Below are 13,766 nucleotides of genomic sequence, written 5' to 3'. Positions count from 1 at the left end.
GTCGAAAAAACAGGCAACGTCATGCGTCGCGCAGCGATTGCAGCGCCGGACGCGCCAGCACGTGTCGCAGGCTCAGCCAGCCGCCGATGCCCGCGCACGCGACGCCGGCGGCAATCCCGGCCGGCAGCAGCCACGGGTTGAACTCAAGATGAAACTCGAAGACGCGCGTCGCGAGCACCCAGCCGATGGCCTGCGCGCCCAGTGCCGCCATCAGGCCCGCGAGGGCGCCGACCGCGACGAACTCCGCCACCTGCACGGCGCGCACCTGCGTGTGCGATGCGCCCAGCGCGCGCAGCAGCGCGGATTCTCGCATACGCTCGTCGCGCGTGCCGGCGAGCGCCGCGTACAGCACCAGCACGCCCGCCGCGAGCGTGAATGCGAACAGGAACTGCACCGCGCCGATCACCTGCTGCAATACTCGCTGCACCTGCGCGAGAATCGGGCCGGTGTCGATCGCGGTGAGATTCGGATACGTGGAGATCAGGCCGTCGATGGTCGCGCGCTTTTCGGGCGGCAAATGGAAACTTGTGATGAAGGTCGCGGGGAAATCCTGCAAGGAAGACGGCGGCATCAGCACGAAGAAATTGACCTTGAACGAACCCCAGTCGAGCTTGCGCACGCTCGTGACGGGCGCATCGATCTGCAGGCCGGTTACATCGAAACGCAGCGTGTCGCCTGGCTTCACGTCGATGATCTTCGCGAGCCCCTGTTCGATCGAAATCTGCGGCGAAGTCGTTTCGCCGTACCACTTGCCGGCTTCGATGCGGTTGTCTTCAGGCAGGCTCGTCGTGTATGAGAGATTGAATTCGCGGTCGACAAGGCGCCGTGCGTCTTCGGATTTGTACCTATCGGGATTGACCGGCTTGCCGTTGATCGCAATCAGGCGGCCGCGCACCATCGGCGACAGTTCGGTGCCCGGCAGGCCGTGCGCATCCAGATACTGCGTCACGGCTTCGCGCTGGTCGGGCTGGATGTCGATGATGAATTCGTTCGGCGCATCGGGCGGCGTCGATTTGCGCCAGCCGGCCACGAGGTCGTTGCGCGTCATCGCGATCAGCAGCAGACACATGAGCCCAATGCCGAGTGCGGTGATCTGCAACGCGCTTGCATTGCTGCGCCGCTCCAGCGAAGCCAGCGCATACCGCCAGCCGATGCCCGCGTTCACGCGCTCGCTGCGCACGAGCTTCGACGCGCCCCACAACGATAGCCGCGCGACAAGCGCGAACATGAGCAGCCCGCCCGCGAAGCCGCCCGCAACGATTCCGCCCAGCTTCAGCTCGCCCGCCGCGACGATCAGCAATGCCGCGAACAGCGCGATACCGAGCGCGTACGCGGCCCACGCGATGCGCCCTTCCTCGCCCCACTCGCGGCGCAGCACCCGCACGGGCGGCACGCGCGTGAGCGGCAGCAGCGGCGGCAGCGCGAAACCGAGCAGCAGCACGAGACCCGCCGCGATGCCTTCGAGCGCGGGCCACGCAGTGGGCCACGGCAACGCGACGTCGATGAGACTCGCGAGCCACCACAGGAGCGCGAGATGACCACCAAAACCAAGCAGGACGCCAAGCGCGCCGCCGGTCACGCCCAGTCCGACGAATTCGAGCGTGAAGAGCGCGCGCAACGTTTTCTGGCTCACGCCAAGACAGCGCATGGCCGCGCAGCCGTCGAGATGCCTGCGCATGTAGCGATGCGCGGCCATCGCGATCGCGACGGCGGCCAGCAGCGCCGTGAGCAGCGAGACGAGCGTGAGGAAATGGCTTGCACGGTCGAGCGTCTGGCGCACCTGCGGCTGGCCGTCCTGCAACGATTCGAGTGCGACGCCACGCATCTTGCCGCCGTCGACGCGCGCATGCGACCACTGCGCGAACTGCGCGACGGCTTCGTCCGGGCCCGCGACGAGCAGTCGATACGTGACGCGGCTGCCGTACGCGATCAGGCCCGTCGACGCGAGCTCGTCGTCGCGCATCATCAGGCGCGGCGAAAAGTTGACGAACGAAAAACCGCGGTCCAGTTCGCGCGTGATCACCGCGCCGATCACGAACGAGCTGCTGCCGACCTTCACCGGGTCGCCCACGCGCAGCTTCAGCGCGTCGAGGAGCGCCTGATCGACCCACACAGTGCCCTTCGGCGGAATCGCATTGACGGCGTGATCGGGCGCATCGGGCGCGGGCGCGATCCGCAGCGCGCCGCGCAACGGATAGGCGTCGGTTACGGCCTTGATCGCGGCGAGCCGCGACACCGGCTGGGTCGCGGTCGAACTGATCATCGACGGAAAAATCGCGGTGCGCGCCGTGTTCAGCTTGAGTGCCTCCGCTTCGCGGCTGAACTGCGGATCGACCGGATGATCCGCGCGCACGATGAAATCGGCGGCGATCATCCGTCGCGCGTCGCGCTCGAGCCCTTGATGCAGACGGTCGGCGAGAAAGCCGACGCTTGCGAGTGCCGCGACGGCCAGCACCAGCGCGAGCAGCAACATCGTGAGTTCGCCCGCGCGCCAGTCGCGCAGCGTCATGCGAGCGGCCTGCGCGATGAGATCAGCCAGCGTGAAGCGGCGCGCGGCCCTTTCGCGTACCGGAACGTTGATCGAAATGCGCTGCGAGTCGCTCAATCGTGCCGGCTCCTGACGAGTCGCGACACCATATGGTTCGCCATCCCGCGAAAGCCGCCCTGCACGCCGCGCCACAACCGCGGCAACGCCCACGCGGCCGCCATCAGGAAGCCGATCAACAGGAGCAGGAACAGGAACGGCACGAAGAGCGCGAGCAGCAGGCCGCCGAACACGAGGCCGTCTTCCGCGGAAGACGCGACCACATTCGACACCGGTTCCGGCGAGAGATTGATGAGCGCACGCGTGCCGGCCTTCGCGAGATGCGCGGTGCCGGCGAGCGTGCCGCCCGCAAGCGCCGCGACCGTCAGCAGCGCCGGGTCGGCGTGACCGAGCGCGCCGGCGGCGAGCATCGCGCCAGCGGGAATGCGGATGAACGTGTGAATGGCGTCCCAGAGGGAATCGAACGCCGGAATCTTGTCGGCGAGAAATTCAGCGACGGTCAACACTGCGGCGGCGCCAATGACCCACGGCGACGACAGCACGGACAGCGTTTCGGGAAGATGGATGAGGCCAAGCCGTTCGAAGACGCCAGCCAGCAACACGGTCAGATAGAGGCGCAAGCCGCTGCCCCAGGCGAGGCCGGCTGCAAGCGAAAGTGGTTCAAGCATGGCTGCCTCCTGACGCGCTGCACCTGGCGGGCGGAGGTCCATACGCGCCGCGTGGGCGACATGCATGGCGAACGCGCTGGCCGGCACGATGACGGATCTCGCTGCGCCAGAGGGGTCGGTCAAACCCGAAGCGACGCCAGACCAGCCGCGCGAGGCTATTTGTGACTGGATCCGACTTCATTATAGCCACGTTGATTCGCAGCCCGCTGAATGGCGTCCCTGGACACGGCCCAGCGTTGCGCAACGTCCACGGCTCGGCGGGGCCGCCGCGCGTCAATGGAAGCGCTCAGCGGCTCGCTCAGTGGCCAGAAGAAAGCTTCAGCCCGATCAAGCCGATGACGATGAGGGCCGCGCTCGCCACGCGCGCCATTGTCAGTGCTTCGCCCATCATCACGACGCCGAAGATGAACGCGCCGACCGCGCCGATGCCCGTCCAGACGGCGTAGGCCGTGCCGAGCGGCAGCTGGCGCATGGCCATCGCCAGCAGGATGAAGCTGCCGAGCGCCGTCACGATCGTGAACGCCGACGGCCAGAAACGCGTGAAACCTTCCGAGGATTTGAGGCCCGCTGCCCATGCAACTTCGAGCAAACCGGCAATGAAAAGAAGAATCCAGGACACGAGGGACCTCCATGGATGAGATGGGGTCGTCCCCGCCAGACAGAACGTGCAAGGTCGTCCTTACACCACTGTAATTATATCAAAATGAATCTGGCCGTGCCGTATCGGCATATGCGAAACCATATGATTACGCCGCGCCGACGAGCCGGTAGCCGACGCCCGTTTCGGTCACGATGTGTTCCGGCTGGGCCGGATCGCGCTCCAGCTTCTGCCGCAGATGCGCCATGTAGATGCGCAGATAGTGGTGGCTTTCGACGTGCGACGGCCCCCACACATCGCGCAACAGCTGGCGATGCGTCAACACGCGGCCGGCGTGGCGCACGAGCGTCGCAAGCAGACGGTATTCGAGCGGCGTCAGATGAACCGGCGCGCCTTCGCGCGTGACCTGCCGCAAGGCCAGATCGACCGTGATCGCGCCAAAATGAACCTGGGGCGCCTCGTTCGCGCCGCCGTGATTGCGGCGGCGCAGATGGGCGCGGATGCGCGCGAGCAGTTCCGACACACCGAACGGCTTGGTCAGATAGTCGTCCGCGCCGGCGTCGAGCGCCGCGACCTTTTCGCTTTCCTGCGTGCGCGCCGAGAGCACGATGACCGGCAGTTCGCTCCAGCCGCGCAACTCGCGGATCACGTCAAGGCCGTCGGTGTCGGGCAGGCCGAGATCGACAATCACCAGATCGGGCTTGCGCGTGGCCGCTTCGACGAGACCCTGCTTGCCGGTCTCCGCGTCGTGGACCACCATGCCCTCGCCTTCCAGCGACGTCCGCACGAAGCGGCGAATCTGCTTTTCGTCTTCGATCAGGACGATCGTAATGCTCGGGTCACTCATGGGCGGGCTTTGATATCGGCGCGGATTCGGCCAGGGGTTTGGCCGGGGCTACGGGCGAAATCGTCGAGCTTGAGGCGGGTGATGCGCTATCAGGCAACGATGCCTCTTTCAGCGCGGTGCCGGTTTCGGGTGCATCGGGTGCATCGGGCGCTTCGGACGCTTCGGACACATCGAACGCTTCCAGTAAATCGGACGCATCGGGTGCGGGCGGCGGCGTCTCCACCGGCAACGTGAACCAGAAGCGCGCGCCTTCGATCCGGCCATCCGGCGCCACGCGATTCGTCGCGCCGATTGTACCGCCATGGGCGTCGACGATCGCGCGGCAGATCGCGAGCCCAAGACCGATGCCGGGCTTGGCCGACTCTTTCTCGCCGCGCGTGAACTTCTCGAACACGCGCGCTTCCATGCCGGCAGGCAAACCCGGGCCGGCGTCGTCGACGTTGACGCGCACGAACGGCTTGCCGTCGTCTTCGATGCGTTCGGCGCCGATGACAAGCGGCGTATCCTGCGGCGCGTATTTCGCGGCGTTTTCGAACAGGTTCGAAAAGAGCCGCTCCATCAGCACGGCGTCGAGCTGAAGCAGCGGCAGGTCGAGCGGCAGCTTCACCTGCACCGGATGCCGCGCGAGCACCCGGCGGCATGCGCGTAACGCAGCGCCTACGGTTTCCTCGAGCAGCGACCACTGGCGGTTCAGTTGCAGACCGCCTGCCTGAAGCCGCGCCATGTCGAGCAGATTCGTGACGATGCCCGTCATGCGCAGCGCTTCCTCGTGGATCGATTCGACAAGATCGTCGCCGGGTTTCGACTCCAGGCTCGCTTCATGCTGCTGCGCAAGCATCGACGAAAAGCCGACGATCGCGGTGAGCGGCGTGCGCAGATCGTGCGAAATCGCCGACAGCAACGAATTGCGCAGGCGCTCCGATTCCATGTTCACCAGTGCGTCGCGCGCGATGTCGACGTAATGCACGCGTTCGAGCGCAAGCGCGATCTGCGCGGCGAACGCGTCGAGCATGCGCTGCTGTTCCGGGACGTCGAGTTCGCGGTCGTCGTGCGTGACGACCGCCAGCACGCCGCGCGTGCGCATCGGCGCTTTCAGGGGCAGGTAGAGCGCCGTGGCGGCCGGCAGCGTATCGGTGCCATGGCCCGCCGGCTTCTGCTGGTCGTAGACCCATTGCCCCACGTCGATATCGAGCGCGGCGCCATCGAGCGTGATGGCCGGATCGGTTTCCTCGATCTTCTGCTTCACCTGATCGGCGCTATCGGGCAACAGGATCGCGACGCGCGCGCGAAACACATCACTCACGTGCCGGCTGCCGATGCCGACGATCTGTTCGGTCGCCAGCGCCGCAGCCAGTTCGCGCGCCATCTCGTACATCGCGCCCGTGCGCTGCTCGCGGCGCCGCGCGACGCTCGCCTCGTGACGCAGGCTCGATGTCAGATGGCTGATCACGAGCGACGTCAGCAGCATCCCGATGAACGTCAGCAGGTATTGTGTATCCGTTACCGACAGCGACATGCGCGGCGGCACGAAAAAGAAATCGAAGGCGGCGACGCTCAGAAACGACAGCACGACGCCCGGCCCGCGACCAAGCCTCGCTGCCGCGAAAATCACGCCGAGCAGATACAGCATCACGAGGTTGGTCAGATCGATGTGATTCGCGAGCTGACTTGCCACGGCCGTGATGACCGCGCAGATCGCCAGCGCCCCACCGTACGCGGAGGGCGGCGAGCGGCGCTCGCGGGCCGCGCCGAGCGCGTCGCGCCATGCGCTTGCGCCGGCGTCGAGTGGCGCACGTCGCGCATCTGCGTCGCTTCCCTGCGGCGTGCCGATCAACGTCAGATCGAGGTCGCCCGCGCGCTCCGCTATGCGATCGCCAAGCGGACGCCGCAACCAGCGTGAGAACCCCGAGCGCGACGATGCGCCGGCCACCAGCTTCGATACGTTGCGCACCCGCGCGTAACCGATCACGGCGGCGACGGCGTCGGTGCCCGCGAGCGTGGCCGTTTCCGCGCCGAGTTCGGCGGCGAGCTTCAGCGCGTTGAGCGTGCGCTCGCGCCGGGCGTCGGGCAGCCGTTGCAGCTTCGGCGTCTCGACGTACACAGCAATCCAGTCGGCGCGCAGGCTCGCGGCGAGGCGCGCCGCGCCGCGCACGAGCATGGGCGCATCCGGCCCCGGTCCGACGCAGACGAGCAGACGCTCACGCGCCTGCCAGATCCGCTGGATCGACTGGTCGGCGCGATATTCGCGCATCTGCGCATCCACCCGGTCGGCCGTACGCCGCAACGCGAGCTCGCGCAGCGCGATCAGGTTGCCCTTGCGAAAAAAATTGCGCACCGCGCGTTCGGCCTGTTGCGGCAGATACACCTTGCCGTCGCGCATCCGGTCGAGCAGTTCTTCAGCGGGGAGATCGACGAGCGTGACTTCGTCGGCGCCATCGAACACGCGGTCGGGCACTGTCTCCCAGACACGAATGCCTGTGATCTGTCCGACCACGTCGTTGAGACTTTCGAGGTGCTGGACGTTGACCGTCGTATAGACATCGATGCCGGCATCGAGCAGTTCGTGAACGTCCTGCCAGCGCTTCAGATGCCGCGCGCCAGGCACGTTCGAATGCGCGAGTTCGTCGACGAGTATCAGTTGCGGCTTGCGTGCGAGCGCTGCGTCCAGATCGAATTCACCGAGCTTGCGGCCGCGGTATTCGATGTGCGCAAGCGGCAGTACGTCGAGCCCTTCGAGCAGCGCGGCGGTCTCGGTGCGCCCGTGCGTCTCCGCAATGCCGATGACGACGTCGGTGCCTTCGTCCGCACGACGGCGCGCCGCCAGCAGCATCGCATACGTTTTCCCCACGCCCGCCGAAGCGCCGAAGAAAATCTTCAGCTTGCCACGCTGGCTTTTGGCTTCCTCGCGCTGCAGACGGTCGAGGAGCGCATCGGGATCAGGTCGGTTCATACGGAGTACGTCGTCGTTCTGGTGTTGCCGCAGCCGCGTGCGCGCAGGCGGCAAATGATCCGTGCATGGTCGCACGCCAGTGAATCCACCGCAATTCGATGCCTGCCGTGCGAATGCAAAGGGCGACGCGCGAGCGCCGCCCCGAACTGCATGTGCACCCGCATGCCACCCGCATGCCACCCGTCAAAAAATTTACCCGTGATGCGCGGCGTCGAGCGCGAGATTCAGCAGCAGCACGTTCACGCGCGGCTCGCCGAGGATCCCGAACTGACGGCCGCTCGTATAGCGGTCCACCAGCGCCTGCACATCGTTTGCGTTCATCCCGCGCGCCTTCGCGACGCGTGCCGTCTGATACGCCGCCGCGGCCGGGCTGATCTCCGGATCGAGCCCGCTGCCCGACGACGTTACAAGATCGACGGGCACCGGCTGCGACATGTCGGTGCCAGCGGCCTTCAACGCATCGATGCGGCCTTTGACTTCATCGACCAGCGCCGGGTTGGTCGGGCCGATGTTCGAGCCCGACGAGCCTTGCGCGTTGTACGGCATCGGCGCGGTGGCCGACAGACGGCCCCAGAAATACTGCGGCGCGTCGAACTGCTGGCCGATCAGCGTCGAGCCGACTGCCTTCCCGTCTACTTCGACGAGGCTGCCGTTTGCCTGATCGTGGAAGGCAGCCTGCCCCACCGCCGTCATCACGGCGGGATACGCGAGACCCGTTACCGCCGTAAGCACGGCAAAGATCACGATGAGCGGACGAAATAACGATTTCATGATGATTCTTTCCTTTTGGAACGATCAGCAGCGAGCCTGATCACACCCAGCCCAATGCGGCCAGCACCATATCGATGAGCTTGATGCCGATGAACGGCACGATGATCCCGCCCAGGCCATACACCAGCAGATTGCGGCGCAACAGCACCGCCGCGCCGAGCGGCCGGTACTTCACGCCCTTCAGCGCGAGCGGAATCAGCATCACGATGATCAGCGCGTTGAAAATCACCGCCGACATGATCGCGGACGCCGGTGTCGCGAGATGCATCACGTTCAGCGCGTTCAGCGCCGGGTAGGTCGTGGCGAACGCGGCCGGAATGATCGCGAAGTACTTGGCGACGTCGTTGGCAATCGAGAACGTCGTGAGCGAGCCGCGCGTCATCAGCATCTGCTTGCCGATCTCGACGATCTCAATCAGCTTGGTCGGATTCGAATCGAGGTCGACCATGTTGCCGGCTTCCTTCGCCGCCTGCGTGCCGGTGTTCATCGCCACCGCAACGTCGGCCTGCGCGAGCGCGGGAGCGTCGTTCGTGCCGTCGCCCGTCATCGCGACAAGGCGGCCTTCGGTCTGATGCGCACGGATCGTCGAGAGCTTCGCTTCCGGTGTGGCTTCGGCGAGAAAATCGTCGACGCCCGCTTCGGCTGCAATCGCGGCCGCGGTCAGACGGTTGTCACCCGTCACCATGACGGTCTTGATGCCCATCTTGCGCAGTTCGGCGAAGCGTTCCTTGATGCCGCCCTTCACGACGTCCTTCAACTCGATCACGCCGAGCACACGCGCCGCGCCTTCGACCCGTTCGGCAACGACGAGCGGCGTGCTGCCGCGGCGCGCCACTTCAGCGACCGTGTTGCTGACTTCCGACGGATAACGTCCGCCATGCGCTTCGACGTAATGCTTTACCGCGTCGGCCGCACCCTTGCGGATCTCGCGACCTGTTGCGCCGGAGGAAGTCCCCTGCGGAGCGAGATCGACGCCGCTCATCCGCGTATGGGCGCTGAATGAGAGGAACACCGGATGCAGCGTCGCCATATCGCGTTGACGGATGTTGAAACGCTGCTTCGCGAGCACGACGATGCTGCGGCCTTCCGGCGTTTCGTCGGCAAGCGACGACAGTTGCGCGGCATCGGCAAGCGCTTCTTCGGTGATGCCCGGAGCGGGCACGAAGAGCGACGCCTGACGGTTGCCGAGCGTGATCGTGCCGGTCTTGTCGAGCAGCAGCACGTCGACGTCGCCCGCGGCTTCCACTGCGCGGCCCGACGTGGCGATCACGTTTGCCTGCATCATACGGCTCATGCCAGCCACGCCGATCGCGGAGAGCAGGCCGCCGATCGTCGTCGGAATCAGGCACACGAGCAGCGCGACCAGCGCCGTGATCGTCACGACGTGCCCCGCTTTCGCGGCTTCGACGGAGAACATCGAGAACGGCAGCAGCGTCGCGGTGGCGAGCAGCATCACGATCGTCAGCGCGACGAGCAGAATCGTCAGGGCGATTTCGTTCGGCGTCTTCTGACGCTTCGCGCCTTCGACCATCGCGATCATGCGGTCAAGAAACGCTTCACCGGGATTCGCCGTCACCTTCATGACGATCCAGTCCGACAGCACGCGCGTGCCGCCCGTCACCGACGAAAAGTCGCCGCCCGACTCGCGGATCACCGGCGCCGATTCGCCGGTAATCGCCGACTCATCGACCGACGCGACGCCTTCGATCACTTCGCCGTCGGCCGGAATGACGTCACCGGTTTCGACGAGCACGACGTCGCCGCGACGCAGATCGGTGGCCGTCATGATGCGGATCGGCGACTTCGGATGCGGCTCATTGAGCTTCTTCGCCATGACGTCTTTCTTCGCGCTGCGCAGCGACGCAGCCTGGGCCTTCGAACGGCCTTCGGCAAGCGCCTCCGCGAAGTTGGCAAACAACACCGTGAACCATAGCCACAGCGTGACCGCGAGAATGAAACCCGCGGGCGCTTCGGCCTGGCCGGCCAGCGCGGCGACCCAAAGGATCGTCGTCAGGATGCTGCCGACGTACACACAGAACATCACCGGGTTACGAAACTGCGTACGCGGCGTGAGTTTTCTGAAGGCGTCCGCGATCGCCGGGCGCACCAGCGCCGGGTCGAACATGGACCGGGTTGCAGAATGGTCAGTCATTTTCTTTTGTCCGAATTCCAGTGAAATGCCACATCAATGGCCCACGATCATCATCAGATGTTCGACACCGGGCCCGAGCGCAAGCGCAGGCACGTAGGTCAGCGCACCGACCAGCAGCACCGTGCCCAGCAGCAGTACGACGAAGAGCGGGCCGTGGGTCGGCAGCGTGCCGCCCGTGACGGCGATGCGCTTCTTCGCGGCGAGCGAACCGGCAATCGCCAGCACCGGCACGATCGAGCCGAAGCGACCGAACCACATCGCGATACCGAGGAGCGAGTTGTAGAACGGCGTGCTCACGGTGAGGCCGGCGAACGCGCTGCCGTTGTTGTTCGCGGCGGAACTGAACGCGTAGAGGATTTCGGAGAAGCCGTGCGCGCCGGGGTTCAGGATGCCGGCCTTGCCTGCATCCGCGAGTACCGCGATCGATGCACCGACGAGCACCAGCATCGGCGTCAGCAGCACGACGATCGACACCATCTTCATCTCGTACGCCTCGATCTTCTTGCCGACATACTCCGGCGTACGACCGATCATCAGCCCCGCGACGAATACAGCGAGGAGCGCAAACACGAGCATCCCGTAGAGACCCGAACCGACGCCGCCGAAGACCACTTCGCCGAGCTGGATCAGGAGCATCGGAATCAGGCCACCGAGCGGCGTCAGCGAATCGTGCATGTTGTTGACCGCGCCGCACGAAGCTGCGGTCGTCGCCACCGTGAAGATGCCCGACTGCGCGATGCCGAAGCGCGTTTCCTTGCCTTCCATGTTGCCGCCTGCCTGCAGGGCGCTCGCCGACTGGTCGACGTGCAATGCGCTCAACGCAGGATTGCCGCTCTGCTCAGCGCCGATTTCGCCGGCCACACAGGCGGCAAATGCAATCACCATCACGGCCAACACGGCGATGCCCTGCTTCCGGTCGGCAATGACCTGCCCGAACACCAGACACAGCGACGCCGGAATCAGCAGCATCGCGAAGATCTGCAGGAAGTTGGCGAACGGCGTCGGGTTTTCATACGGATGCGCCGAGTTGCCGTTAAAGAAGCCGCCACCGTTCGTGCCGAGCATCTTGATCGCTTCCTGCGAAGCCACCGGGCCCATCGCAATCGTCTGCGTCTTGACGGGCGTATCGACCGTGACCGGATTGCCCTTCGCGTCCTTCACCGGATTGCCTTGCGCGTCGAGCTTCGGCGCAGCGTAGGTAGTGGTTTGCAGCGTCGGAACGTCCTGATACGCCTTGAAGTTCTGGATCACGCCCTGGCTCATCAAGAGCCCGGCGATCACGATCGACATCGGCACGAGCACGTACATCGTGACCCGCGTGATATCGACCCAGAAGTTGCCGATGGTCTGCGCGGTATGGCGCGCGAAACCACGAATCAGCGCGATCACAACGACGATACCCGTAGCCGCCGACAGGAAGTTCTGCACCGTGAAGCCGAGCATTTGCGCCAGGTAGCCGACCGTCTGTTCCGGCGAGTAATCCTGCCAGTTCGTGTTCGTGACGAAGCTGACGGCGGTGTTGAATGCGCCGTCGACAGTCATCGCGCCGAACTGTTGCGGATTGCCCGGCAACCAGCCCTGCACGCGTAGCAGCAGATACAGGAAGGCAGCGCCCAACGTGTTGAACGCAATCGTCGCGATCGCGTAGTGTTTCCAGCTCATTTCGCTCGAAGGATCGACGCCCGCGATGCGATACAGCAGGCGTTCGAGCGGCGCGCCGAAGCGCACGGCGCGTGAGCTGCCATCCATCACCTTCGTGATGTAGCGCGAGACGGGCACCGCCGCCGCGAGCAGGACGACCAGAAAGAGCACGCTTTGAAAGACATTGTTCGAGTTCATTCAATGTCCTCCGCGCGCAGGAGCGCATAGACGAGATAGGCGAACAGCAACGCGGTTGCCGAGCCCGAGAGCCACAGGATCCAGGTCATGAGCGCGCTCCCTGGCCACGGCGGAACTGCATCAACTTCTCGCAGCCGGCGATCAATGCAAAGGTCAGCGCTGAAAACAGCACCAGGCCCCCGATGTACAGCACATCCATTTAGAGTTCTCCATGTACGGACTTTGGATGACTGCCAGGATATGCCGATGCACGTAAAGGACGGGTCAAAGCTGGCGGCGGCTGTGTAAAAAACGCGTAAACGTGAAAAGGCCGCGCCCGGTTTCCCGGGCACGGCCTGTGTGGTTGCGTCCTTGCTTCTGTTACGGCGTTACGTCATATCGGCTGGCGCGCTAGCGCCGCATGCGTCAGGGCAGCAACACCGTCGATCCCGTAGTGCGACGACCTTCCAGATCCGCATGCGCCCTTCCGACATCGGCCAGCGCGTAACGCTGGTTCACGCTCGTCTTCACCTTGCCCGTCGCGATGACATCGAAGAGTTCGGTGGCCATCGCATCGTAATCGGCGCGCTTGCCGATGTACGTAAAGAGCGTCGGCCGCGTGAAGAAGAGCGAACCGCGTCCGGCGAACTCGGACGAATCGATCGGCGGCAGCGGACCTGACGCGTTGCCGAAGCTCACGAACATGCCAAGCGGCGCGAGACAGTCGAGCGACGCGGTAAACGTGTCCTTGCCGATCGAGTCATAAACAACCGGCACGCCCGCGCCGTTCGTGATTTCACGCACGCGCTTCGTGAAGTTCTCGCGCGTATAGACGATCGCGTGATCGCAACCGTGCGCCTTCGCGATTTCGGCTTTTTCGTCTGAGCCGACTGTGCCGATCACCGTCGCGCCCAACGCTTTCGCCCACTGGCACGCGAGCAGGCCGACGCCGCCCGCCGCCGCCTGGATCAGGATCGTGTCGCCCGCTTTCACCGGATACGTGCGGCGCAGCAGGTATTGCGCGGTGAGGCCCTGCAGCATCGCCGACGCCGCGTCTTCATAGCTGATGGCATCGGGCAGCTTCACGACCTGCGCGGCCGGCAGCACGCGCTCCTGGGCGTAAGCGCCCGGCGGCCGCGCCACGTAGGCGACGCGATCGCCCACCTTCACGCCCGTCACGCCCGCGCCAGTTTCCGTCACTTCGCCGGCGGCTTCCATGCCGAGGCCGCCCGGCAGCGGCAGCGGATACAGGCCCGTGCGGAAATACACATCGATATAGTTGAGCCCGACCGCGTGCTGACGGATACGGATCTCGCCTTCGCCTGGCTTGCCCACTTCGACGTCGACCCATTTCATTACTTCCGGGCCGCCGGTCCTGTCGAATCGGATCGCTTTCGTCATGGTGTCTCCTGATGTT

The 13,766-nt window shown here is 65.2% G+C and carries 11 protein-coding genes; all 11 read right to left on the bottom strand.

The features are described 5' to 3' along the window. Nucleotides 1-19: 19 nt before the first annotated feature. A complete protein-coding gene (locus LPA36_RS03900; RefSeq protein ID WP_228874888.1) occupies nucleotides 20-2,509 on the bottom strand; it encodes an ABC transporter permease in 2,490 nt (829 codons plus the stop codon). A gap of 92 nt (nucleotides 2,510-2,601) precedes the next feature. After that, nucleotides 2,602-3,213, bottom strand: coding sequence for a DUF4126 domain-containing protein (locus LPA36_RS03895; protein ID WP_228874817.1), 612 nt, complete (start codon nucleotides 3,211-3,213; stop codon nucleotides 2,602-2,604). Between the two features lie 298 nt (nucleotides 3,214-3,511). Continuing rightward, on the bottom strand, nucleotides 3,512-3,832 hold the full coding sequence (sugE, locus tag LPA36_RS03890; protein WP_228874816.1) for a quaternary ammonium compound efflux SMR transporter SugE: 321 nt from the start codon (nucleotides 3,830-3,832) through the stop codon (nucleotides 3,512-3,514). A gap of 127 nt (nucleotides 3,833-3,959) precedes the next feature. After that, complete coding sequence (kdpE, locus tag LPA36_RS03885) at nucleotides 3,960-4,658, bottom strand: two-component system response regulator KdpE (protein WP_228874815.1); 699 nt, start codon at nucleotides 4,656-4,658, stop codon at nucleotides 3,960-3,962. Beyond that, on the bottom strand, nucleotides 4,651-7,608 hold the full coding sequence (locus LPA36_RS03880; protein ID WP_228874814.1) for a DUF4118 domain-containing protein: 2,958 nt from the start codon (nucleotides 7,606-7,608) through the stop codon (nucleotides 4,651-4,653). The genes kdpE and LPA36_RS03880 overlap by 8 nt, the downstream gene beginning before the upstream one ends. A 192-nt stretch (nucleotides 7,609-7,800) precedes the next feature. Next, the gene (gene kdpC / locus LPA36_RS03875) at nucleotides 7,801-8,379 is read right to left on the bottom strand and encodes a potassium-transporting ATPase subunit KdpC (RefSeq protein WP_228874813.1); all 579 of its coding nucleotides are present in this window, start codon (nucleotides 8,377-8,379) and stop codon (nucleotides 7,801-7,803) included. Nucleotides 8,380-8,419: 40 nt separating this feature from the next. Then, entirely contained in the window at nucleotides 8,420-10,531 is a 2,112-nt protein-coding gene (gene kdpB / locus LPA36_RS03870; protein WP_228874812.1) for a potassium-transporting ATPase subunit KdpB, read from the bottom strand. A gap of 33 nt (nucleotides 10,532-10,564) precedes the next feature. Beyond that, nucleotides 10,565-12,370, bottom strand: coding sequence for a potassium-transporting ATPase subunit KdpA (kdpA, locus tag LPA36_RS03865; RefSeq protein WP_228874811.1), 1,806 nt, complete (start codon nucleotides 12,368-12,370; stop codon nucleotides 10,565-10,567). Beyond that, nucleotides 12,367-12,459: a K(+)-transporting ATPase subunit F gene (kdpF, locus tag LPA36_RS03860; RefSeq protein ID WP_090531426.1), complete on the bottom strand. Its 93-nt coding sequence runs from the start codon at nucleotides 12,457-12,459 to the stop codon at nucleotides 12,367-12,369. The genes kdpA and kdpF overlap by 4 nt, the downstream gene beginning before the upstream one ends. Next, nucleotides 12,456-12,569: a potassium ABC transporter ATPase gene (locus tag LPA36_RS03855; RefSeq protein WP_090531428.1), complete on the bottom strand. Its 114-nt coding sequence runs from the start codon at nucleotides 12,567-12,569 to the stop codon at nucleotides 12,456-12,458. The genes kdpF and LPA36_RS03855 overlap by 4 nt, the downstream gene beginning before the upstream one ends. A 206-nt stretch (nucleotides 12,570-12,775) precedes the next feature. Continuing rightward, entirely contained in the window at nucleotides 12,776-13,750 is a 975-nt protein-coding gene (locus LPA36_RS03850; protein WP_228874810.1) for a quinone oxidoreductase family protein, read from the bottom strand. Nucleotides 13,751-13,766 lie beyond the last annotated feature (16 nt).

It is taken from the genome of Paraburkholderia saeva (genome assembly GCF_907164555.1).
Classification (GTDB): domain Bacteria; phylum Pseudomonadota; class Gammaproteobacteria; order Burkholderiales; family Burkholderiaceae; genus Paraburkholderia; species Paraburkholderia saeva.
This window is presented reverse-complemented; position numbering and strand designations above follow the sequence as displayed.